Origin of the sequence: Agromyces rhizosphaerae, assembly GCF_027925245.1 — a bacterium.
GTDB classification, from domain to species: domain Bacteria; phylum Actinomycetota; class Actinomycetes; order Actinomycetales; family Microbacteriaceae; genus Agromyces; species Agromyces rhizosphaerae.
In genome coordinates, this window is the sequence record NZ_BSDP01000001.1 from 2,848,983 (window position 1) to 2,871,200 (window position 22,218).

General features: G+C 73.2%; 14 protein-coding genes and 1 tRNA gene. 10 read left to right on the top strand and 5 right to left on the bottom strand.

Annotated elements, in window-relative coordinates; translation table 11 throughout:
- Positions 1–2: 2 nt before the first annotated feature.
- Both QMG39_RS13435 and QMG39_RS13440 read left to right on the top strand, forming a co-directional pair.
- On the top strand, positions 3–3,203 hold the full coding sequence (locus QMG39_RS13435) for a UrvD/REP family ATP-dependent DNA helicase (RefSeq protein ID WP_281885820.1): 3,201 nt from the start codon (positions 3–5) through the stop codon (positions 3,201–3,203).
- A 25-nt stretch (positions 3,204–3,228) separates the two neighbouring features.
- Entirely contained in the window at positions 3,229–6,432 is a 3,204-nt protein-coding gene (locus QMG39_RS13440) for an ATP-dependent helicase (protein WP_281885822.1), read from the top strand.
- On the opposite strand, the gene QMG39_RS13445 is transcribed toward QMG39_RS13440, so the two are convergent.
- The gene (locus tag QMG39_RS13445; protein ID WP_281885824.1) at positions 6,384–7,595 is read right to left on the bottom strand and encodes a phosphotransferase; all 1,212 of its coding nucleotides are present in this window, start codon (positions 7,593–7,595) and stop codon (positions 6,384–6,386) included. The two genes, QMG39_RS13440 and QMG39_RS13445, sit on opposite strands and share 49 nt — an antisense overlap.
- A gap of 89 nt (positions 7,596–7,684) precedes the next feature.
- Between QMG39_RS13445 and nudC the strand changes: the two genes are divergently transcribed.
- A complete protein-coding gene (gene nudC / locus QMG39_RS13450; RefSeq protein ID WP_281885826.1) occupies positions 7,685–8,617 on the top strand; it encodes an NAD(+) diphosphatase in 933 nt (310 codons plus the stop codon).
- Positions 8,614–10,344 carry an ATP-dependent helicase gene (locus tag QMG39_RS13455; RefSeq protein ID WP_281885828.1) on the top strand — a complete coding sequence of 577 codons (1,731 nt, stop codon included), beginning with the start codon at positions 8,614–8,616 and terminating at the stop codon, positions 10,342–10,344. Before nudC ends, QMG39_RS13455 begins: the two co-directional genes overlap by 4 nt.
- 800 nt (positions 10,345–11,144) lie before the next feature.
- Here the strand turns inward: QMG39_RS13455 and QMG39_RS13460 are convergent.
- A complete protein-coding gene (locus tag QMG39_RS13460; protein WP_281887288.1) occupies positions 11,145–12,473 on the bottom strand; it encodes a zinc-dependent metalloprotease in 1,329 nt (442 codons plus the stop codon).
- Positions 12,474–12,700: 227 nt separating this feature from the next.
- Here QMG39_RS13460 and QMG39_RS13465 point away from each other — a divergent pair, with 227 nt between their 5' ends.
- The 3 genes from QMG39_RS13465 to QMG39_RS13475 all read left to right on the top strand — a co-directional run bounded on the left by QMG39_RS13465 (position 12,701) and on the right by QMG39_RS13475 (position 17,764).
- Positions 12,701–13,810, top strand: coding sequence for a YlbL family protein (locus QMG39_RS13465; protein ID WP_281885830.1), 1,110 nt, complete (start codon positions 12,701–12,703; stop codon positions 13,808–13,810).
- Between the two features lie 127 nt (positions 13,811–13,937).
- Positions 13,938–16,892: a UPF0182 family membrane protein gene (locus QMG39_RS13470; protein WP_281885832.1), complete on the top strand. Its 2,955-nt coding sequence runs from the start codon at positions 13,938–13,940 to the stop codon at positions 16,890–16,892.
- Positions 16,892–17,764 (top strand): class I SAM-dependent methyltransferase, encoded by an 873-nt coding sequence (locus QMG39_RS13475; protein WP_281885834.1) that lies wholly within the window; start codon positions 16,892–16,894, stop codon positions 17,762–17,764. The genes QMG39_RS13470 and QMG39_RS13475 overlap by 1 nt, the downstream gene beginning before the upstream one ends.
- Positions 17,765–17,787: 23 nt before the next feature.
- Here the strand turns inward: QMG39_RS13475 and QMG39_RS13480 are convergent, their stop codons facing one another.
- Both QMG39_RS13480 and QMG39_RS13485 read right to left on the bottom strand, forming a co-directional pair.
- Positions 17,788–18,564, bottom strand: coding sequence for a hypothetical protein (locus QMG39_RS13480; RefSeq protein ID WP_281885836.1), 777 nt, complete (start codon positions 18,562–18,564; stop codon positions 17,788–17,790).
- Positions 18,565–18,585: 21 nt separating this feature from the next.
- On the bottom strand, positions 18,586–19,215 hold the full coding sequence (locus tag QMG39_RS13485) for a hypothetical protein (RefSeq protein WP_281885838.1): 630 nt from the start codon (positions 19,213–19,215) through the stop codon (positions 18,586–18,588).
- Between the two features lie 202 nt (positions 19,216–19,417).
- On the opposite strand from QMG39_RS13485, the gene QMG39_RS13490 reads away from it, so the two are divergent.
- The 3 genes from QMG39_RS13490 (at position 19,418) to QMG39_RS13500 (ending at position 21,195) form a co-directional block, all read left to right on the top strand.
- A tRNA-Met gene (locus tag QMG39_RS13490) sits at positions 19,418–19,494 on the top strand.
- A 123-nt stretch (positions 19,495–19,617) separates the two neighbouring features.
- The gene (locus tag QMG39_RS13495) at positions 19,618–20,745 is read left to right on the top strand and encodes a serine hydrolase domain-containing protein (RefSeq protein ID WP_281885840.1); all 1,128 of its coding nucleotides are present in this window, start codon (positions 19,618–19,620) and stop codon (positions 20,743–20,745) included.
- 117 nt (positions 20,746–20,862) lie between these two features.
- Positions 20,863–21,195, top strand: a complete 333-nt coding sequence (locus QMG39_RS13500; protein WP_281885842.1) for a hypothetical protein — start codon at positions 20,863–20,865, stop codon at positions 21,193–21,195.
- Between the two features lie 57 nt (positions 21,196–21,252).
- Here the strand turns inward: QMG39_RS13500 and QMG39_RS13505 are convergent, their stop codons facing one another.
- Positions 21,253–22,185: an oxidoreductase gene (locus QMG39_RS13505; RefSeq protein WP_281885844.1), complete on the bottom strand. Its 933-nt coding sequence runs from the start codon at positions 22,183–22,185 to the stop codon at positions 21,253–21,255.
- Positions 22,186–22,218: the final 33 nt, after the last annotated feature.

Below are 22,218 nucleotides of genomic sequence, written 5' to 3' on the forward strand. Positions count from 1 at the left end.
CGATGGAGCACGCAGACCTCACCCGACCCGCGACCCCGGACGAGTCCGTCGCGCTCGCCGCGGGCGCCGGCGCGGCGGCCGGCGGCCTGCTGCTCGACCCCGAACAGCGGCACGTCGTGGAGCTTCCCGAAGGGCGCTCCGCCGCGGTGCTCGGTGCGCCGGGCACGGGCAAGACCACGCTCGCGGTCGAGGTCGTCGCCGATCGTGTGCTCGGCCGCGCGTACGCGCCCGAGCACGTGCTGGTGCTCGCGTCGAGCCGCCGGGCCGCGACCGCACTGCGCGACCGCATCGCCCTGCGCCTCGGCGTGCCGACGAACGGGCCGCTCGCGCGCACGGCCAACTCGGTCGCGTTCCAGGTCGTGCGCGGCGCGCTCGCCGACGCCGACCCGACGCTGCTCACGGGCGGCGAGCACGACCGCATCATCGCCGACCTCATCGAGGGCGCGATCGACGACGGCGCCGGCCCCGCCTGGCCCGACGCGCTCGGCCCCGACGTGCGGCGCCTGCGCGGCTTCCGCACCGAACTGCGCGACCTGCTCATGCGCGCGACCGAGCACGGAATCGGACCGCACGACCTGCGCCGGCTCGGCGCGAGCGCGGGCGTGCCCGCGTGGGAGGCCGCCGCCGACTTCGCCGACGAGTACGCCGACGTCAAGGACCAGTTCCGCGACTCCCGCTTCGACGCCGCCGAGCTGCTCGCGTTCGGCGCCGCGGTGGTCGGCGACAGCGTGCACGACCCAGAGGCGCTCGTCGCGCTCGGGCCGCTCGCCGAGGCGCGCTGCATCGTCGTCGACGACGCGCAGGATGCCACGGAGGGCACGATCGCGCTGCTGCGCGCGTTCGTGCACCGCGGCGCCTCGGTCATCGCGCTCGGCGACCCCGACGTCGCGGCGAACGCCTTCCGCGGCGGGCGCGCCGACCTGCTCGGCGGGCTCGGGCCCGCGCTGGGCCTGCCCGACGTCGAGCGGGTCGTGCTCGGTCACGTGCGGCGCGGGCGGCCGGAGATCCACGGGGTGGTCGCGGCCGCGACCAGCCGCATCGGCACGGCGCTGGGCGGGCCGCAGCGCGCCGCCCGGCTCGTCGCCGACGCCCGCGAGGCGGATGCCGGCATGGCGCCGCTCGTGCGCATCGACGCGCCGTCGCACGCCGCCGAGTGCGCCGACATCGCCGCGCTGCTGCGCGAGCGCCACCTGCTCGACGGCGTGCCGTGGTCGCGCATGGCGGTCGTGCTGCGCTCGGGCGGGGAGATCGCCGCGGTCGAGCGCGCGCTCTCGGTCGCCGACGTGCCGACCCGCACGACGGCGGCCCGCGCCGCGCTGCGCGACGAGGCCGCGGCCGCGCTGCTGCTGCGCGCGGCCTCGTACGTGGTCGACCGCGAGCCGCTCACCCCCGACCTGGCCGCAGCGCTGCTGGCCGGTCCGCTCGGGCGGCTCGACGGGGTGGGGCTGCGGCGGCTGCGCCTCGCGCTCCGGCGCGACGAGCTCGCCGCGGGCGGCGACCGCACCGGCGACGAACTGCTCGTCGAGGCCCTCGGCGTGGCCGGTGGATTCGAGACCATCGACGACCGGGTCGCGCGGCGCGCGGGCCGGCTCGGGCGGGTGCTCGCCGACGCGCGTCGCGTGGCGGACGCGGGCGGCACGATCGAGGAGGTGCTCTGGGCGATCTGGGACGGCACCGGGCTCGCCGCCGAGTGGGCCGCGCAGGCGAGCGGACACGGCCTCCTCGCCGAGGAGGCGAACCGCGCACTCGACGCCGCCGTCGCGCTCTTCGCCTCGGCCGAGCGGTTCGTCGAGCGACTGCCGGGCGCGCCGGCCCGGCGGTTCCTCGACGACGTGCTCGGCAGCGACGTGCCCGAGGACTCGCTCGCGCCGCGACGTTCCGACGAGACCGTGCTCGTGTGCTCGCCGCAGGCCCTCGTCGGCGGCGAGTACGACGTGGTCGTGATCGCCGGCCTGCAGGACGGCGTCTGGCCGAACCTCAGGCCCCGCGGGTCGCTGCTGCGCGCCGACCGCCTCGCGGCCGTGGCCGCTGCCGACCGGGCGGGCGAACCGGTGGGCCACGTGGTCGACCGCACCGTCGCCGACGAGCGCGCGGAGGTGCGCGGCGATGAGCTGCGGCTGTTCGCGCTCGCCGCGTCGCGGGCCGACCGCCAGCTCGTGCTGTCGTGCACGAGCAACGACGACGAGCAGCCCTCGGTGCTCATGGCCTTCGCCGACGTGCCGACCGCCCCGCGCCGGCGCCGCCCGCTGCACCTGCGCCGCCTGGTCGCGACGCTGCGGCGCGAGCTCGCCGCCACGGGTTCGGCCGAGGCCGCGCAGGCGCTCGCCCGGCTCGCCGAGGCGGGCGTGCCGGGTGCCGACCCGGCCGAGTGGTACGGGCTCGGCGAGCCCAGCACGGACGCCCCGCTCGTGGACCTCGACGGCGACCTCGAGGCGCGGGTGCACGTCTCGCCGTCGCAGATCGAGAAGGCCGAGGCGTCGCCCGTCGCCTGGTTCGTCGACGCCGTGGCGCAGACGCCGAGCGGGCTCGCCGCGTCGCTCGGCACGATCGTGCACGCCGTCGTCGAGGAGGCATCCGCCCTGCCGCCCGACGAGCTCGGCGTCGAGGCGGTGTGGGCCGGCATCGAGGCCCGCTGGGGCGAGCTGCGCTTCGACGCCCCCTGGCTCGACGCCCGCGAGCGCCGCAGCGCGCGGGCCATGGCGGAGGGCGCGGCCGAGTACCTCGCCGGGTTCGCCGACGACGGCAAGGTGCTGCTGGGCGCCGAGGGGCGTTTCAGCCTCGAGCTCGGCCGCACCGTGCTGCGCGGCACCGTCGACCGCGTCGAGCGGTCGGCCGACGGCACGGTCGTGATCGTGGACCTCAAGACCGGGCGCCGGGTGCCGACGGCGGGCGCGATGCCGGAGCATCCGCAGCTCGCCGCCTACCAGGCCGCCGCCCGCGACGGCGCGGTGCCGCTCGGCGACGGCGAGCTCGGCGGGGCGAAGCTCGTGTTCGTGGCGAAGCCCGCCTCGGGGCGGGCGTACTCCGAGCGCGCGCAGCAGCCGTTCGACGACGAGGCGGCGGCCGCCTTCGCGGAGCGCGTCGAGGCCGCCGGGCGCATCATGGCCGGCTCGACGTTCGACGGCCCGCTCGAGCTGGGCTACCGGTCGCCGCTCGGTGCGTGGGAGTACCGGGTGCAGCTCGTGAAGGCGGTCAGCGCGTGAGGCGGCGGCACGCGGAGGTATCCGCATGATCGGCGCGCGCGAGATCGCCGCGCGCCTCGGGCTGCCTGCGCCGACCGACGAGCAGTGCGCGGTCATCGAGGCGCCGCACGCCGCGCAGAGCCTCGTCGTGGCCGGCGCCGGCAGCGGCAAGACCGAGACCATGGCGAACCGCGTGGTCTGGCTGCTCGCCAACGGCCACGTCGCGGTGCCGGAGGTGCTCGGGCTCACCTTCACCCGCAAGGCCGCGGGCGAGCTCGCCGAGCGCATCTCGCGGCGCGTGGGCCAGCTCGTGCACGAGGGCATCGCACGCGTCGAGCTCGACCTGCTCGACGCCGCCGAGGTCTCGACCTACAACGCGTTCGCGAGCGCGATCTACCGCGAGCACGCCATGCGCATCGGGCGCGAGCCCGACGCGGCCCTGCTCGGCGAGGCGTCCGCGTGGCAGCTCGCGCGGCGCGTGGTGCTCGACAGCGACGACGACCGCCTGGTCGAGCTCGACGCGTCGGCGGATCGCATCACCGGCGCGGTGCTCGGCCTCAGCCGCGGCATCGCCGAGAACGTCGCCGATCCGCGCGACGTGCGCGTGATGGCGCGGCAGTTCCTCGCCATGCACGACCTGCCGACGGGGTCGGCGCGCAAGAAGGCGCCGTACGCCTCGTTCGCGCAGGCGATGCAGCAGGTCGGCGCGCTGCCCGTGCTGGTCGACCTCGCCGAGCGCTTCGCGCTCGAGAAGCGACGGCGCGGCCTGCTCGAGTTCTCCGACCAGGTGGCGTTCGCGCTCGAGATCTGCGCGAGCGAGCCGGGCGTGGTCGAGGCGTACCGCAGTCGCTACGGCGCGGTGCTGCTCGACGAGTACCAGGACACGAGCGTGGTGCAGACGCGGCTGCTGTCGACCCTCTTCGGCGGGCAGTCGGTCATGGCCGTGGGCGACCCCGACCAGTCGATCTACGGGTGGCGGGGCGCGAGCGCGACGAACCTGGCGCGGTTCGGCGGCGACTTCGGCGATGCGGATGCCCCGGTCTACGACCTCTCCACGAGCTGGCGCAACCCGCGCCGGGTGCTCGACGCCGCGAACACGCTGCTGCGCCCGTTCCTCGACGCGCCGGTCGTGCCGAAGCGCGCGCTCGAGGCCGCGCCCGGAGCGGGCGACGGCGCCGTCGACCTGCGCTGGGGCGAGACGATCGAGGACGAGGCCGCCGCCGTCGCCGACTGGTTCGCCGGCCGCCTGCGCACGGGCGGGCGCCCGCCGTCGGCAGCCATGCTCTGCCGCACGCTCAAGCAGGTCGACGTGTTCGCCGAGGCGTTCGAGGCCCGGGGCGTGCCGTTCCACGTGCTCGGCCTCGCCGGACTGCTCGACCAGCCCGTGATCGCCGATCTCGTGAGTGCCCTGCGCGTGCTGCACGACCCGAGCGCGGGCGCCGAGCTGCTGCGCCTGCTGGGCGGCGCGCGCTGGCGCGTCGGCGCGGCCGACCTGGCCGGACTCGCCGAGACCGCGCGCTGGCTCGCGGCGCGCGACCACGCGCTGCAGCCCCTCGACGACGCGGTGCGCGCACGGCTGCGGTCGAGCGTCGCCGCCGAGGAGCACGCCTCGCTCGTGGACGCGCTCGACTTCGTCGTCGAGGCGCCCGAAGGCCACGCGGCGACCGCCCGCATCAGCGCGGAGGGGCTCGCCCGCATGCGCGCCGCGGGCGCGCAGCTCATGTCCCTCCGGCGCCGCGCCGGGCTCGAGCTCGCCGACCTGGTCACCCTCGTGCAGCACGAGCTGCTGCTCGACATCGAGGTGGGTGCGAACGCGGCCCAGCCGCTCGGCGCACCGAGCCTCGAGGCGTTCGACGAGCTGCTCGCGGGCTTCCTCGACGTGAGCGAGGCACCGACCCTCGGGGCGTTCCTCGGCTGGCTCGCGGAGGCCGAGCAGCGCGACCGGCTCGCGCCCCGGCAGGACGAGCCCGAGCCCGGCACCGTGCAGGTGCTCACCGTGCACGGCGCGAAGGGGCTGGAGTGGGACCTCGTCGCCATCCCGCGGGCCGTCGAGGACGAGCTGCCCGCGGCCCCGCTGTCGACCAAGGGGTGGCTCGCGTTCGGGGCACTGCCGTACGAGTTCAAGGGCGACCGCGACGAACTGCCCGAGCTCGCTTGGCGCGGCGTGCACGACCAGAAGCAGTTCGACGAGGCCGCGCGCGACTACCAGGCCGAGATCCGCCGCCTGCACGAGGAGGAGCAGCGACGGCTCGCGTACGTGGCCGTGACGCGCGCGCGGCACTCGCTCCTGTTCAGCGGCTCGTGGTGGTCGGTGCAGAAGGGCGCGCGCGGGCCCAGTCCCTACCTGCACGAGCTCGTCGCCGGCGGCGTGCTCGACGAGGCGCTGCTGCCCGGCCCGAGCGCGCACGAGTCCAACCCGCGCGAGGGCGGCGGGCAGCGCGCGACGTGGCCGCTCGACCCGCTCGGGACCCGCCGCGCCCGCGTGACCGCGGCGGCCGACGCGGTGCGTGCCGCGCGCGAGGCCGGCGCCGACTCGGCGATCGGCGACGCCCTCGCCCGCGACCTCGAGCTGCTCATCGCCGAGCGCGACGCGCGTCGCTCACCCGAGGAGGCGGGCGAGGCCCGGCCCACGCGCGTGCCCGCGTCGCGCTTCAAGGACTGGGTCGACGACCCCGCGGGCGTGGCGGCCGAGCTGCGCCGCCCGCTGCCGCAGCGGCCGTACCGCGCGACGCGCATCGGCACGTTGTTCCACTCGTGGGTCGAGGCGCGGTCGACGGGCGTCGGCGACGCGGTCGACGCGGAGGCGTTCGAACTCGATGCCGGCGACGCCGTGCCCGTCGAGCACGAGCGGCTCGCCCGCCTGCAGGCGACGTTCGCCGCGTCGCCCTGGGGGCACCGCAGGCCCGACGAGGTCGAGGTCGAGATCCACCTGCCGCTCGGCGGCACCGTGTTCGTCTGCAAGCTCGATGCGGTGTACCAGGTCGACCCGGACAGCGAGGCCGGCCGCAGGGGCATCCGCTACGAGGTGGTCGACTGGAAGACCGGTGCCGCGCCGAGGGACGCCCGCGACCTCGAGCTCAAGCAGACCCAGCTCGCGCTCTACCGGCTCGCGTTCGCGACCTGGCGCGAGGTGCCCGTCGAGGAGGTCGACGCGCTGTTCTACTTCGTCGAGGACGACGAGGTCGTGCGGCCGGAGCGGCTCTATGACGAGGAGGAGCTGCTCGCGTCCTGGTCGTCGTCCGTCGCCTGATCCTCGTCGGCCGATTCGTCGTCCTCGCTCTCGCCCCACCCGGTGAGGTCGAGCGGCAGCGCCCCCGTGGCATCCGCCTCGGACTCGTCGTGCTCGCCGGCCTCACCGCGCTCGAGGTCGGACCGGTCGTACGAGTCGGTCAGCATGCTGGACGCCTCGCTGCCGCCGCCGGTGCGGGGCGTGCGGCCGAGCAGCTCCTCGACCTCCGACACGGCCATGATCGGGCCGGTGTCGGTCGACAGGTCGGGGGACTGCTCCGCGTGCACCGTCTCGACCAGGCCGTCGAGCAGTCCGACCGCGTCCTCGACGACGTCGGGGTCGCGGGTCTCGACGCCGTGCAGCAGCCAGCGCGCGAGCTCCAGCTCGCCGTGCAGCAGCGCGCGCTGGGCGATCCCGCCGTCCTGCGGCCCGCCTCGGGCGCGCAGGTACGCCGACAGGGCGTGCTCGGCGGCCTCGCCGCGTGCCGTCATCAACCAGTGCAGGTCGCGGGCCGGATCGCCGCCCTGCAGGCCCGACCAGCCGATGACGCCGGTCACGTGCACGCCCTCGACGAGGATCGAGTCGGCTGCGAGCCCGCCGTTGATGACGGTCGGTGCGAACTGCCAGAGGTCGGCGTCGTCGGCGGCGGACTCCCAGCGGCGCAGCAGCGCGGCGGGCACGCGACCCGTGTCCGCCGCACGGCCGATGAGCTCGATCACCTGCGACCGGCTCTCGGCGGCAGTGTGCCGGGGAAGGCCCGCCTCGGCGAGGAAGGCCGAGGGGAGCGCGTGGATCGCGGCGATGGACTCGCCGACCTCGGCCGCGAGCACGGGCTCGGCGGTCAGCGCGTCGGCGTCGCGCACCATTCCGGGCACGTAGTCGTACACGACGGCGCGGGTGCCCGAGACGGGCGCCTGCCCGACGAAGGTCGGCACGGCGAACGGCAGGCGCGCGCGGATGCCGGCGGACAGGGCCCGCAGCGCGACGAGGTCGGCCGACTGCTCGAGCTCCGCGCCCGACGACGTCGGCACGCGGATGAGGAGGGTGCGGCCGTCGGTGCTGTGCAGCAGCGCGGAGTCGAACTGGCCGTACGACCCGCGCGAGTGCGGCCGCGCACCCGACACCTCGAGCCCCGGAACGGCCGCCGTGGCCAACGCGGCTAGAGTGAGTGGAGGTCTGGCCATGGGTCTCAGCCTAGGCTCGCCCGGCTTCCCCGGGGTCGAGCGCCACGCCTTCGCGGTGTCTCCGCCGCCCGCAGCAGAGAGGTCGCCCGATGTCGGTTCCCGTGCCGCCGCTCGCGAGATCGGCGCTCGATCGCGATGCCGAGTCGCGCACCGCACCCGACCTGTTCGACCGGCTCGACGCCGCCGACGACGTCCGCGTGCTCCCGATCTGGCGCGGGAGGGCGCTCATGGCGGAGCGCGTCGACGGCTCCGCCCCCGAGCTCGCGCTGCTGCCGCCGGGGGAGGTCCCGGCATCCGGCATCCGCATCTACCTCGGCCGCACGGTGTCCGCGGACGGCGGCCCGTCGCTGCGCATCGTCGCGCGCGTGCTCGACGACGACGACGCCCACGGCCTCGAGCCCGAGGAGGCGCGCTGGGCCGGCCTGCGCACGGTCGTGACCGGGCTCGCCGACCGCGACGCGGGCCTGTTCACCGAGGCGGTCGCGCTCGCGAACTGGCACGAGTCGCACCGGCACTGCCCGGCCTGCGGCGCGCCCTCGACGCCCGAGCAGGGCGGCTGGGTGCGGCGCTGCACGGTCGAGGACCGCCAGATCTTCCCGCGCACGGACCCCGCCGTCATCGTGCTCGTGACCGACGACCGCGGTCGCGTGCTGCTCGGTTCGAACGCGATGTGGGAGCAGCACCGGTTCTCGGTGCTCGCCGGCTTCGTCGAGCCGGGGGAGTCGCTCGAGGCCGCGGTGGTGCGCGAGATCGAGGAGGAGGCCGGGCTCGCCGTCAGCGACGTGCGCTACCTGGGGTCGCAGCCGTGGCCGTTCCCCGCCTCGCTCATGGTCGGGTTCGCAGCGTCCGTCGAGGATCCCGACGCGGTGCGGCCCGACGGCGAGGAGATCGTCGAGCTGCGCTGGTACACGCGGGAGGCACTGGCGGATGCGGCGGGGGAGATCGCCCTGCCCGGGGCGTCCTCGATCGCCCGCTGGATGCTCGAGCAGTGGTACGGCGGCGACATCGACGGGCACGCATGAGCGACGATCCCGACTCCCTGCTCGACGGGCTCGACGACCAGCAGCGCCGGGCGGCCGAGGCGCTGCTCGGCCCGGTCTGCGTGCTCGCGGGTGCGGGCACCGGCAAGACCCGCGCGATCACGCACCGCATCGCCTACGGCGTGCGCACCGGCGCCTACACGCCCGAGCGCGTCATGGCGCTGACCTTCACCACGCGCGCCGCGGCCGAGCTGCGCGGCCGGCTGCGCACGCTGGGCGCCGCGGGCGTGGCCACGCGCACGTTCCACGCCGCCGCCCTCGCGCAGCTCAACTACTTCTGGCCGCTCGTCGTGGGCGGCAGCGCGCCGGCCGTGCTCGACGGCAAGGCGCGCGTGCTCGGGCAGGCCGCCGAGCGCCTGCGCATCCGCGTCGACACCGCGACGCTGCGCGACCTCGCGGCCGACATCGAGCTGCGCAAGGTCTCGGGGCTCTCCCTCGACGAGCACGCCGTGCGGCTCACCTCGCGCGGGGCGCCCGGCGCGCTGACCGTCGAGCAGGCGCTCGACCTGCACCGCGGCTACGAGGCCGTGAAGGACGAGGCGCGGCGCATCGACTTCGAGGACGTGCTGCTCGCGACGGCGGGCATGATCGAGCAGGAGGCATCCGTCGCCCTGCACGTGCGCGAGCAGTACCGGTTCTTCGTGGTCGACGAGTACCAGGACGTCTCGCCCGCGCAGCAGCGCCTGCTCGACCTGTGGCTGGGCGACCGCAGCGAGCTGTGCGTCGTCGGCGACGCGAGCCAGACCATCTACTCGTTCGCCGGCGCGCGGCCCGACTACCTGCTCGGCTTCGAGTCGCGGTATCCGGATGCCACGGTGCTGCGCCTCGAGCACAACTACCGCTCGTCCGCGCCGATCGTCGAGATCGCCAACCGGCTCATGCGCGGCCGGCCGGGCGCGCTCGCGCTCACGAGCGAGCGCTCGGAGGCGTCGCCGCCCCGCCCCGTGGTGCGCGACCACCCGTCCGACATCGCCGAGGCCAGGCAGGTCGCCCAGCGCGTGCTCGAGCTCATCGAGGCGGGCGAGGCGCCCGAGTCGATCGCGGTGCTCTACCGGGTGAACGCGCAGTCGGCGGTGCTCGAGCGCGCGCTCGACGAGGTGGGCGTGAGCTCGCGGCTTCGCGGTGCGCGCCGCTTCTTCGACCAGCCCGAGGTGAAGCAGGCCGTGCAGGCGCTGCGCGCGGCCTCGCTCACGATCGCCGACGAGCCGCTGTTCAAGTCGGTCAGCGACGTGATGCGCTCGCTCGGGTGGAGCCAGACCCCGCCCGAGGGGCCGGGCGCGGTGCGCGATCGCTGGGAGGCCTACAACGCGCTGGTGCGGCTGGTCGACGACGTCGAGCCCGGCACCACCTTCCGCCGCTTCACCGACGACCTGCTCGAGCGCGCGGCCGCGCAGCACGAGCCCACCGTGTCGGCCGTCACGCTCGCCACGCTGCACTCGGCGAAGGGCCTCGAGTGGGACACGGTATTCCTCGTCGGCCTCTGCGAGGGCCTGCTGCCCATCTCGTACGCGACCGGCATCGAGCAGGTCGACGAGGAGCGGCGCCTGCTCTACGTCGGCATCACGCGGGCACGACGCCGGCTCGAGGTGAGCTGGGCCGAGCGAGGCGGGCAGTCGAGGTCGGTGCGAGCTCCGTCACGGTTCCTCCGAGAGCTCGGCAGCCGCAACGCGGATGCGACGGCACCGGCTCGGGGCGCGGTGCTCCGCTGACGGCGTCGAACCGCACGGCGTGCGCCGCCAGCTCCGGGTCCTGACGGCGCAGTCGCGCATCGACGGCGAGCGTCGCGGCGGTCATGGCCTGCAGCAGGGTGAGTCGGCGGATGCCCCGGGCCGGACGCCCGAGCAGCTGCGACGCGATCGCCGGCCAGGCCGGATCGGCGTCGGCCCGGGCGAGCTCGATGCAGTGCAGGCACGGGCCCTCGCCGGGCTCGACGAGCGGCCCGACGAGCACGCCGGCGTCGTCGAACAGCACGCGCAGGTGCGGCACGTCGCGCGACATCCAGCGGCGCGCCCTCGCCGGGTCGACGACGTGGTCGGCGACGACCACTGCGAGGTCGACCGCGTCGGGGACGTGGGCAGGGCCGACCACGTCATAGCCGACCGCCGCGAGGTCGGCGGCGAGCCGGGCGCAGCGTTCGGCGTCGCCGTCGATCGCGACCCGTGCCCCGACGTCGGGATCGGGTGCGTCGAGCGCGGGCTCGACGGTCGCGAGGAAGACGTCGACGTCGCCGTCGTCGGCGCCGAGCCGTCGCGCGAGCAGTTCGAGGCTCGCCCGGCCCGCCCCCGCGCGGAGCGCCTCGACGAGCGCCATGTCCACGTGGTCGGCGTCCGGGATGACGGCGAGCGGGTGGGCGGCGCCGAGCTGGAGGTCTGCGGGCGTGCGCCAGACGAGGGGGATGCGCGGGTCGATCCGTACGGCCATGCGTCAGAGACTGCCCCACGGGGCATCCGCTCGGGTGGTGTCGCTCCGATCTGTGGAGGCGGGTCGCTCTCCACAGGCCGGCTCCGGGTCAGTCGCGCTCGTCGTCCGGGGCGTCGGCGTCGGCGTCGCCGCCCGGCGTCTCGCCGCGCAGCAGCGCCTCGAGCGCCTGGTCGAACGCGTCGGCCTCGCTCGCCTCCTCCTCGGTGCGCTCGCCCGTGAGCCGGGCGACGATGCGCGCCGGGTCGTCCACGTCGGTCGAGCTCGGCAGCAGGTCGGGGTGCGACCACAGGTCGTCGCGCCCGGCGACGCCGACGGCGTCGGTCACGGCCGACCACATCGCCGCGGCCTCGCGCAGGCGGCGCGGGCGCAGCTCGAGGCCGACGAGGGTGCCGAACGCCGACTCGGCCGGGCCGCCGGTGGCGCGGCGGCGGCGGATGGTCTCCGCGATGGCGCCGCTCGAGGGCAGGCGCTCCGTCGCGCGGGCGGTGACCACGTCGACCCAGCCCTCGATCAGGGCGAGCATGGTCTCGAGGCGCGCGAGCGCGACCTGCTGCTCCTCGGTCTTCGGCGGGATGAGCGAGCCGTTGACGAGCGCGTCGCGCAGCGCCTCCGGGTTCGACGGGTCGAAGTCGCTCGCGAGCTCCTCGATGCGCTCGGTGTCGATGCGGATGCCGCGGGCGAAGTCCGTGATCGACGAGATGAGGCGCAGCCGCAGCCAGCGCGCATGGCGGAAGAGCCGCGCGTGGGCGAGCTCGCGCACCGCGAGGTAGAGCTGGATCTGGTCGTCGGGGATGTCGAGCCCGTCGCCGAACTCGGCGGCGTTCTGCGGCAGCACCGCCGCGACGCCGTCCTCGAGCAGCGGGATGCCGACGTCGCCGCCCGTGACCACCTCGGCGCTCAGCTGCCCGACCACCTGGCCGAGCTGCATGGCGAACAGCGTGCCGCCGATCGAGCGCATCATCTGGCTCGCGCCGGCCATCATGCCGCGCAGTTCCTCCGGCGCCTGCTCCGACATGACCTTGGTGAGCGAGTCGGCGATGCTCGAGGCGACGGGCTCGGCGAGCTGGGTCCAGACCGGCATCGTCTGCTCCACCCAGCGCCGGCGGCTGAGCACCACGCCCGGTTCGGTCAGGCTCGAGACCGCCACGACCTCGTCGAGCCAGAGCGCGGCCACGTGCTGCGCCTGCGCCCAGGCGGCGCGCGTGGCCGCATCCGTGTCCTGCTGTCCCTGGTTCGCGCGGGCGACGCCCTGCTGCAGTGCGAGGTCCCGGTTGATGCCGTCGCCGCCCGAGGTCATCGCCTGCTGGAGCTGGCTGAACAGCGCGGCGACGCTGGCCGGGTCGTTCGGGAGGCCCGCCGCGCCGGCGAGCTGGGCGGGGTCGACGCCCGCGCCGCCGGACAGGATCTCGCGCAGCATGTCGCGGAACTCGTCCTCGGGACTCCGGTCGTCGCCGGGGCCATCTGCATCGGCCACTTCAGCCACCTCCCAGTCGGATGTTCCTACGCTATCCGCGCACCCGACGGGATGACTGGGAAATGGCCTAGGCTGGTCGCTCCGGCTGTCCGCCCGTCGCGAACAGCGCCCCCGGCACCTCGCACGTGTTCGTCGGCGCGCCCCCGCGTGCCGACCCAGAGAGGAACCCGATGGCCCTGTTCGACGAGGACCGGCTGCGCCCTGCGAGCCGCACCCCGGGGTCGCGGGCCCGCGCTGCGGGATGGTGGCTGCTGGGCATCGCGGCGGTCGTGGGTGGCGTGTTCGCCGCGTCCCCGGCGCCGTACGTGATCGAGCAGCCAGGGCCCGTCTACGACACCCTCGGCGTCGCGGCCACGAGCGACGGCGGCGAGGTGCCGCTCATCTCGATCCCCGACGAGACCACCTACCCGACCGAGGGCAACCTCGACCTGCTGACGGTGTCGATCGTGGGCAACCCGCAGCAGCAGCCGTCGTGGCTCGAGATCGGCGGTGCGGTGCTCGACGACAGCCGCGCGGTCGTGCCGATCGAGGCCGTGTTCCCCGCCGACCTCACGCAGGAGGAGCGCGACGAGCAGAACCAGACGCTCATGGTCGACTCGCAGCAGGACGCGATCGCCGCGGCGCTCGTCGCGCTCGGCTACGACTTCCCGCGCGACGTCACGGTGATCGCGCTGCTCGAGGACTCGGCCGCGGAGGGCGAGCTCGAGGAGGGCGACGTCATCACCTCGGTGAACGGCGAGCCCGTGCACGACATCGCCACGCTGCGCCAGGTGATCCAGGACAACGGCGCCGAGCCGGCCGACATCGAGGTGGAACGCGACGGCGAGTCGGTCGACGCGGTCGTGACGCCCCGGGACGTCGACGGCACGCTGCTGATCGGCGTGGGCGTGACCATGGAGTACGAGTTCCCGATCGACGTGCAGATTCAGCTCGACGACGTGGGCGGCCCGAGCGCGGGACTCATGTTCGCGCTCGGCATCATCGACAAGCTGACCCCCGACGCGATGACCGGCGGCGAGCGCATCGCGGGCACCGGCACCATCGACACGGCCGGCAACGTCGGGGCGATCGGCGGCATCGTGCAGAAGATGCACGGCGCGCTCGGCGCCGGCGCCGACTGGATGCTCGCGCCCGTCACCAACTGCGACGAGGTCGTCGGCAACGTGCCCGGCGGGCTCGAGGTGTTCGCCGTGTCGACGCTCGACGAGGCCATGGACGTCATCGAGGTGGTCGCGTCGGACGGCGACATCGATGCGCTGCCGCGCTGCACGGAGGGCTGAGCCGGGCCTCGCAGGGTCACGGCAGGGTCACGGCGCGCTCTGCGTTCGCTGGATCCCGGAGCGTGCGCTGCCCGGTCCGCATAGGATTGAGGATCGACCCCGACCCCCATCGAAGTAGAGGCCGAGAGTGACGTCAGCACAGCCCGAACAGGCACAGGGGCGCCGCCGTGCGCCGATCGCGATCACGATAGGAATCGTGGCCGCCCTGGTGATCGGCTTCTTCATCTTCGCCGGGCTCTATGCCGACATCCTCTGGTACGACCAGCTCGGATTCCTCAACGTGCTCACCACCGAGTGGATCGCACGCGTCGTGCTGTTCCTCATCGGGTTCGTCGGCATGGCGGTGCCGGTCTGGCTCAGCATCCAGATCGCCTACCGCACCCGGCCGGTCTACGCGAAGCTCAACTCGCAGCTCGACCGCTACCAAGAGGTGTTCGAGCCGCTGCGACGGCTGGCGATGTACGGCATCCCCGCCGTGCTCGGCATCTTCGGCGGCGTCTCGGCCGCGTCGCGCTGGCAGACCACGCTGCTCTGGCTGAACGGCACGTCGTTCGGCACCGAGGACCCGCAGTTCGGCTTCGACGTGGGCTTCTACGTGTTCGACCTGCCGTTCTACCGCGGGCTCGTCGGGTTCGCGTCGGCCGTCGTGCTGCTGTCGATCCTGCTCGTCGCCGCGACCAACTACCTCTACGGCGCGATCCGCATCTCGGGCCGCGAGGTCGTCATCTCGAAGTCGGCGCGCATCCAGCTCGCGATCACCGCCGGCATCTACCTGCTGCTGCAGGCCGTGAGCATCTGGTTCGACCAGTACGCCACGCTCACCGAGTCCAACGACCTCATGACGGGTGCGTCGTACGCCGACGTGTACGCGACGATCCCGGGTCGGGGCATCCTGGCCGGCATCGCGCTCGTCGTCGCCGTGCTCTTCTTCATCACGGCGATCATCGGGCGCTGGCGCCTGCCGCTCGTCGGCACCGCGCTGCTCATCATCTCGAGCCTCATCATCGGCTCGCTGTACCCGTGGGTCATCCAGCGCTTCCAGGTCGACCCGAGCGCGAAGTCGCTCGAGGCGCCGTTCATCGAGCGCAACATCGACCTGACCCGCGAGGCGTACGGCGTCGCCGACGTCGAGGAGATCCCGTACGAGGCGCAGACCGACGCCGAGCGCGGCGCGCTGCGGGAGGACGCGGAGACCACCGCGAACATCCGCCTCATGGACCCGGCGCTGATCAGCGACGCGTTCGCGCAGCTCGAGCAGTTCCGCCAGTACTACCAGTTCCCCGACGTGCTCGACGTCGACCGCTACCAGATCGACGGCACGACCCAGGACGCCGTGGTCGCGGTGCGCGACCTGCGCCTCGCCGGCCTCGGCGACGCCCAGAACTGGGTGAACTCGCACATCGTCTACACCCACGGCTACGGCGTGGTCGCGGCGGCGGGCAACCAGCGGTCGGTCGACGGCCAGCCCGTGTTCATCCAGTCGGGCATCCCGACCATCGGCGACCTCGACGTCGAGGAGCCCCGCGTGTACTTCGGCGAGAACTCGCCCGAGTACTCGATCGTGGGCGCCCCCGAGGGAGCGAACCCCGTCGAGCTCGACTACCCGGCGGGCGGCGACAACGGCACCCAGACCCAGACGACGTTCGAGGGCGACGGCGGGCCGTCGCTGAACGGCATCTTCAACAAGCTGATCTACGCGCTGAAGTTCCAGAGCGAGCAGATCTTCCTCTCCGACAACGTCAACGACGAGTCGCAGATCCTCTACGACCGCGACCCGCTCACGCGCATCGAGAAGGTCGCGCCGTACCTCACGCTCGACTCCGACCCGTACCCGTCGGTCGTCGACGGGCGCATCGTCTGGATCGTCGACGGCTACACCAAGACCGACGCGTACCCGTACTCGACGAAGCTCTCGATGAGCCAGGCCATCTCCGACTCGCAGCAGATCGCACCGACGTTCGCGCTCGACGACGTGAACTACATCCGCAACTCGGTGAAGGCGACGGTCGACGCGTACGACGGCACCGTGACCCTGTACGCGTGGGACGCGGACGAGCCGATCCTGCAGGCGTGGCAGAACATCTTCCCGTCGACCGTCGTGCCGATGGAGGAGATGTCGGGCGACCTGATGAGCCACGTGCGCTACCCGAGCGACCTGTTCAAGCTGCAGCGCTCGATCCTCGGCCGGTACCACGTGACCGACCCCGGCTCGTTCTTCTCGCGCGACGACGCCTGGACCACGCCGGACGAGCCGACCGCGCCGACCGGCAGCGACCTGCTCCAGCCGCCGTACTACCTGACGATGCAGATGCCGGGGCAGGACGACCCGACGTACTCGCTGTACTCGACGTTCATCCCGGAGTCGGGCGACCAGGACAGCCGCAACGTGCTCAAGGGCTATCTCGCGGTCGATGCGGACGCCGGCAGCGAGGACGGCCAGCCGTCGGAGGGCTACGGCACCCTGCGCCTGCTCACGCTGCCGTCGGGCGACCTCGTGCCCGGCCCCGGCCAGGTGCAGAACCAGTTCAACGGCGACCCGAGCATCTCGGCCCAGCTGAACATCCTCCGCCAGGGCTCGTCCGACGTCATCAACGGCAACCTGCTCACGGTGCCCGTCGGCGGCGGCCTGCTCTACGTGCAGCCCGTCTACGTGCGCTCGACCGGTGAGACCAGCTACCCGCTGCTGCAGAAGGTGCTCGTCGCCTTCGGTGACCAGATCGCCTTCCAGGACACCCTCGACGAGGCGCTCGACGTGCTGTTCGGCGGCGAGTCCGGGGCATCCGCGGGTGACAGCGGGGTCGACGGCAGCACGGGCGACACCGGTGACACGGGCGACACGGGCGACACCGGTGACACCGGTGACACCGGTGACACCGGCGACACGGGTGACACCGGTGACTCGGGCACCTCGACCGGCGACCCGGCGACCGACGCCGAGCTGCAGGCCCTGCTCCGCCAGGCGCAGCAGGCGCTGGAGGACAAGCAGCAGGCGCTCGCCGAGGGCGACTGGGCGGCGTACGGCCTCGCCGACGCCGAGCTCGCCTCGACGATCGCCAGCATGCTCGCCCTGCTGAACGAGTGATGAGCATCGACCTGCGGTCGGGGGACTGGCTCGACGACAATCGGGCCAACTGGGACGAGCGTGTCCCGGTGCACCTCGGCCCAGGTTCGATGTACGACCAGCAGCCGCTCCGCGAGGGGCGCAGCGTGCTCGACCCGATCGCGTCGGCGATGCTGGCGCGCCGGTTCCCCGACGGCGTCGAGGGGCTGCGGATGCTGCACCTGCAGTGCCACTTCGGCTCGGACACGCTCTCGCTCGCGAACCTCGGCGCGAACGTCGTCGGCCTCGACTTCTCGAGGCCCGCGGTCGACGAGGCGCGCCGCATGGCGACCGAGCTCGGGCTGGGGGAGGACCGCGCCCGGTTCGTCGAGGCGAACGTGTACGAGGCCCGCGAGGCCCTGCCCGAGCCGGGGTCGTTCGACGCCGTGTTCACCACGTGGGGCACGATCGGCTGGCTGCCCGACGTCGCCGAGTGGGCGCGCATCATCGCCTGGTTCCTGAAGCCCGGCGGGTCGCTCGTGTTCGCCGACGGGCACCCGACCGCGTTCGTGTTCGACGGCGACGGTGCTGCCGACGGGATGCCGTCGTTCACCTACCCGTACGGCAACCTCGAGCCCGACATCGTCGAGGACTCATCCGACTACGCCGACCCCGACGCTCGCCTCGAGAACGAGCGCACGTGGGAGTGGATGCACCCGATGGACGAGATCCACGGGGCGCTGCGCGCCGCGGGCCTCGCCATCGAGGACTTCCGCGAGCACTACCACGTGCCGTGGCAGATCTACCCGCGCATGGTCGATGCCGGCGACGGCATGTACGGCTGGCCCGACCGCCCGTGGCTGCCCCTGTCGTACTCGATCGAGGCCGTGAAGACCGGCCCCGGGGCATCCTGAACTCGACCCTTCGGGTCTCCCGGTCAGGGGCGAGCGCGAATCCTGTCGATGGTCGTCTCGTCGATGGCGGTCAGGCCGATCGCGACCGGGTCGGTGCGCACCTCACGGGGCGCTCCGTCGAGATCGAACGAGACAGTCGGCGAGAGGACCCAGAAGTCGGCGGTGTCGTCGCAGTGCAGATCGAACTCGAGGTCGAACGGCGCACCGGCGGTGGCGGACGCCACAGGGGCGAAGTCGACGTCTACACCGGCGGCCGGGATGTCGACTGCGATGTCCAGGAGGTCCGAGTCCGCCACGTTCACAAATGTTGCTGAGACCGGCTCGCAGCGCGGATACGTCAGCACGAATTCACCGGACGGCTGAATGACCGTCTCGGAGTCCTGCAGTTCTACCTCCCACGAGCCGACCCGTGCGACGACCGAAGTCTCGCCTGCGAGTAGCAGCTCGATCTGGTCGAAGGCGACTCCGTCAGCGGGGACGGGGATGTGGAGGGTGATGTTCCCCAGCACCACTCCGCCCGCCGAGCTCTCGCTCCTGACGACCTCGAAAGCGCCCGGACCGAAGGTCTCACCGTCGCCGAGCGCGACGCCGGTGACCGAGTCCCAGATCGGGTCCTCTTCCTCGGCCACGAAGATGAAGTTGGCGGGAAAGGTGTCGCCCGGGGAGATGGCAGCGTCGACCGTGGTGAGCGCGAACTTCGCCTCGGCGCGGGTCGGTGGTTCAGGGGTGCAGCCGGTGAGTACGGCACCAGCCGCGATCAGGAAAGCAACAGCGATCAGTGATCGCGACTGGTGACGCATCGTGTGTCTCGCTTCGAAGGGTCAGGACTTGTACGTGGTGATGAGGTACTGGTTGGCAAGGGGGGAGTACAGATACGCGTACTTCCATGCGGAGTACGACGTTCCGACGTAGGAGCGCGAACGAACGTAGTACCTGTTGAAGTCGGAATACAGGCCTAGCTTCGACAGCTTGCTCTTGTTCGCATAGATGTTCACCGAGATCGAGTAGGTCTGCGTCTTCGACGACGACACCCCGATCGACGAGGATGCACCCTGTGCGGTCACCCCAATGCTCGCAGTGAGCGTCGACGAGACCGTAGTCGATGAGCTCCAGGTGTACCCCGTCGAGTACACCCAGGCGCCCGTGAGGTAACGCACGAACTTCTTGTTGAATCGAATGGGGCCCGAGACCTTCTGTGTCTGCGTTCCTGCACCGCCGATGCATGCGATGCAAGTGGGCAACTGGACTTCTTCGATCGGGGTCGGCACCATCCCTGGCGGCGGCTCATCCGAGCCCACCCCCGCTTCTGCTTCGGTCAGCTCTTCGGTGACCACCGTGGGCCCGGAGTACTCGAACGTGTCGTCCTCCGCCGCCCAGGCTGCCGTGCCGGTGCCCATCACCATCACGGCAAGTAGCGCCGCCGCCATGGCGGACGCTAAGGGTCGGTTCATATCGTGCTCCTCTGAGTCGGACGCCAAGACGGCGTCGGGTAGGGCACACGCTAGGGGTCGGCAGATATGCAGGCGCCAGTACGGCCCCTGTTGCCTAAGCGGACTTGTCTGTGCTAGTTCTCCGCACGCGACAGGCCTCTGTTCTCATTCGCGGCGCCGATTGGACGAGCGCCCGAACCGATGCTAGAGTTATCTCTTGTGCCGCGGGGTGGAGCAGTTCGGTAGCTCGCTGGGCTCATAACCCAGAGGTCGTAGGTTCAAATCCTGCCCCCGCAACCAGATGAGGCCCGGAATCATGCGTGATTCCGGGCCTCAGCCATTTCCTCGCACGCCGGCTCGCGGCGGTCCTCCGATGCGATCACGACCGGTGCCGCACGCGTCCCGCAGTGGGAGAATCGACCCATGCGGACAGGACGTCGTGTCCGGTCGCATGCGGGCGGGGTCGCCCTCGCCGTCGCGATGACGACGGCCCTCGCCGGGTGCACGGGCATCATCGACATGATCGCTCCGAGCGAGCAGGAGGAGCTCGCGGCGGAGATCCGCGGGCGCGCGTCGCAGGGCATCGCCGACCTCGGCGAGCAGACGCGACGCGCGGGCCAGCTGCGCGCCCTGCTCGTGACCGTCGACGGCGAACCGATCCTCGACGAGACCTTCGACTCCACGGCGGCCGATGGCTGGGACACGGCCGACGTCACGATGAGCGTGATGTCGACCCTGATCGGCATCGCGATCGCCGACGGCAGCGTGCCCGGCGTCGACGCGACCCTCGCCGAGCTCCTGCCCGACCACGCCGACCAGATGGGAGCGCAGCTCGCCGGCGCGACCCTCGACGACGTGCTCACCCACACCGCCGGCCTCGCGGGCACGCACGAGGGGCCGTCGTACACGTTCGAGCAGGCGGACGACTGGATCGCGCAGATCCTCGCCGATGCCGTGCGGCCTCCGGGGCGCACCTTCGACTTCTCCGACGGCGGGGCGCACCTGCTCTCGGCGATCCTCGAGCAGGCGACCGGAGTGTCCGCGCTCGAGTTCGCGCGCGAGCGGCTCTTCGGCCCGCTCGGCATCGACACCTCGATCGCGTTCGACGGGCCGCTCGCTCAGGCGGCGGACGACGACGCGGCGGTCGGCTGGCCGGTCGATCCCCAGGGGCTCAGCACGGGGTGGAGCCACCTGCGGCTCCGCCCGGCCGACCTCGCCGCGATCGGCAACCTCTACCTGCAGGACGGCCGCTGGCAGGGCGAGCAGGTGGTGCCGGCGGAGTGGGTACGGCTGGCGACCTCCGATCGGCTGGGCGGCGTGCCGATCCGCGCGGGCGTGACCGACGGCTACGGCTACCTGTGGTGGCGCACGACGTTCCACGAGGACCCCGCCTACCTCGCCTGGGGCTTCGGCGGGCAGGTGATCGAGGTGGTGCCGGCGCGCGGACTGGTCGCGGTCGCCGCGACCGAGTTCGACCCGACCGTCGACGCGGACGTCGGCCTGCTGCCGTCCCAACTGCTGCCGCTGCTCGAGGGGCTCGTGCCCGGCTGACGGATGCTGCCGCAACCACGTCGCATGCGACCCGGCCGCTTCACGGTGGCGACCCCTCCGACGCGCCCCGCGAGGCGCACGTGACAGGTACCCCGCCGGTATGGGTACGATCGGGGTGTGGCACAGCTTCGTGACTCGATCGGATCCCGCGCATCGGCGGCGGGTGAGGCGGAGCGTACCCGCGGGGCCGGTGCCACCGGCCCCGGCGCGAACGACGGGCAGGCACAGGCGGTCCGGGCCCGGACGATCTCGAGTCGACGCGCCACGGTGCTCACGGCCGTGCTCGTGCCGATCGCCGTGCTGACGCTGCTCAGCCCGATCCTGTTCGCCGTGCTCACGAGCAACGGCACGATGGCCGAGGCGGCCGGCGTGTGGCTCTCGGTCGCCGCCCTGGTCGTCGCCGCGGGCATCATGGCGGTCGTGGTCCGGGTGCAGCTCCGACGCAGGTAGCGGATGCCGCGGGGCGGCGCGCGCCCCGATCCGACGTGGTCGGCTGCGAACGTGCCGCTAGGCCTGCGGCGGCACCTCGAGCGGCACGCCGGTGAGCCGCTCCGACACCTCCCAGAGCGCGCGGATCGCCGCCTCGCGCCCAGGCCGCACCACGGGCAGCCGAACCGCGTTGCCGACGTTCACCCAGCGCGGCCCGTAGAACTCGCCCCCGCGGGCGGCGGGGTCGGTCGCCGCGCGGATCTGGGGGAGCGCCCCGCGCGCGGGCTCCATGCCGGTGTTCGCCGCCGCCCAGGCGAAGAACGGGCCGGCGCTGCCGCCGCCGCCCTCGCGCACCGTGCGGGTCTGCAGGTCGCTGTGCGAGAGACCCGGGTGCGCGATGAGGCTCTGCGCGGGCACGCCCGCGGCCGCGAAGCGCTCCTGCAGGCCGAGGCCGAAGTGGTAGTTCGCGAGCTTCGCGTCGCCGTAGACGCGCCAGGAGTCGTAGCGGTCGCCGCGGCGGAACGGCTCCTCGGGGTCGAGCGGCGTGCCGATGTGGTGCGCGGTCGAGGTGACGGTCACCACTCGCGCGGCGGGCGCGGCGAGCAGCGCGGGCAGCAGCAGCGCCGTGAGGGTCCAGTGCCCGAGGTGGTCGACGCCGACCTGCATCTCGAAGCCGTCCTCGGTCTCGCGCTCGGGCATCGCCATGAGGCCCGCGTTGTTCACGAGCACGTCGACGCGGTCGTGCGCGGCGAGCACCTGCTCGGCTGCGGCGCGCACCGACGCCTGCGACGCGAGGTCGAGCGCGACGCGCTCCAGCGAGGCATCCGGAGTCTCATCGAGGATCTCGGCCACCGCGGCATCCGCCTTCTGCGTGTCGCGCACGGCCATGACGACGTGTGCGCCGTTCGCCGCGAACGCCTTCGCCGTCTCGAGGCCCAGCCCGCCGTTCGCGCCGGTGATCACGGTCGTGAGTCCGGTCAGGTCGGGGACGGACTCGCGGGTGTACGCCATCGGATGCCTCTCGCTCGGGGGTGCGTCCAGCTT

Bases quoted from the DNA above. Each gene is read 5' to 3' on its own strand.
- nudC (WP_281885826.1), top strand. From the start codon at position 7,685: ATGTCGGTTCCCGTGCCGCCGCTCGCGAGATCGGCGCTCGATCGCGAT.
- QMG39_RS13475 (WP_281885834.1), top strand. From the start codon at position 16,892: ATGAGCATCGACCTGCGGTCGGGGGACTGGCTCGACGACAATCGGGCC.
- QMG39_RS13465 (WP_281885830.1), top strand. From the start codon at position 12,701: ATGGCCCTGTTCGACGAGGACCGGCTGCGCCCTGCGAGCCGCACCCCG.
- QMG39_RS13485 (WP_281885838.1), bottom strand. From the start codon at position 19,215: ATGAACCGACCCTTAGCGTCCGCCATGGCGGCGGCGCTACTTGCCGTG.
- QMG39_RS13440 (WP_281885822.1), top strand. From the start codon at position 3,229: ATGATCGGCGCGCGCGAGATCGCCGCGCGCCTCGGGCTGCCTGCGCCG.
- QMG39_RS13445 (WP_281885824.1), bottom strand. From the start codon at position 7,595: ATGGCCAGACCTCCACTCACTCTAGCCGCGTTGGCCACGGCGGCCGTT.
- QMG39_RS13480 (WP_281885836.1), bottom strand. From the start codon at position 18,564: ATGCGTCACCAGTCGCGATCACTGATCGCTGTTGCTTTCCTGATCGCG.
- QMG39_RS13495 (WP_281885840.1), top strand. From the start codon at position 19,618: ATGCGGACAGGACGTCGTGTCCGGTCGCATGCGGGCGGGGTCGCCCTC.
- QMG39_RS13505 (WP_281885844.1), bottom strand. From the start codon at position 22,185: ATGGCGTACACCCGCGAGTCCGTCCCCGACCTGACCGGACTCACGACC.
- QMG39_RS13455 (WP_281885828.1), top strand. From the start codon at position 8,614: ATGAGCGACGATCCCGACTCCCTGCTCGACGGGCTCGACGACCAGCAG.
- QMG39_RS13460 (WP_281887288.1), bottom strand. From the start codon at position 12,473: ATGCTGCGCGAGATCCTGTCCGGCGGCGCGGGCGTCGACCCCGCCCAG.
- QMG39_RS13435 (WP_281885820.1), top strand. From the start codon at position 3: ATGGAGCACGCAGACCTCACCCGACCCGCGACCCCGGACGAGTCCGTC.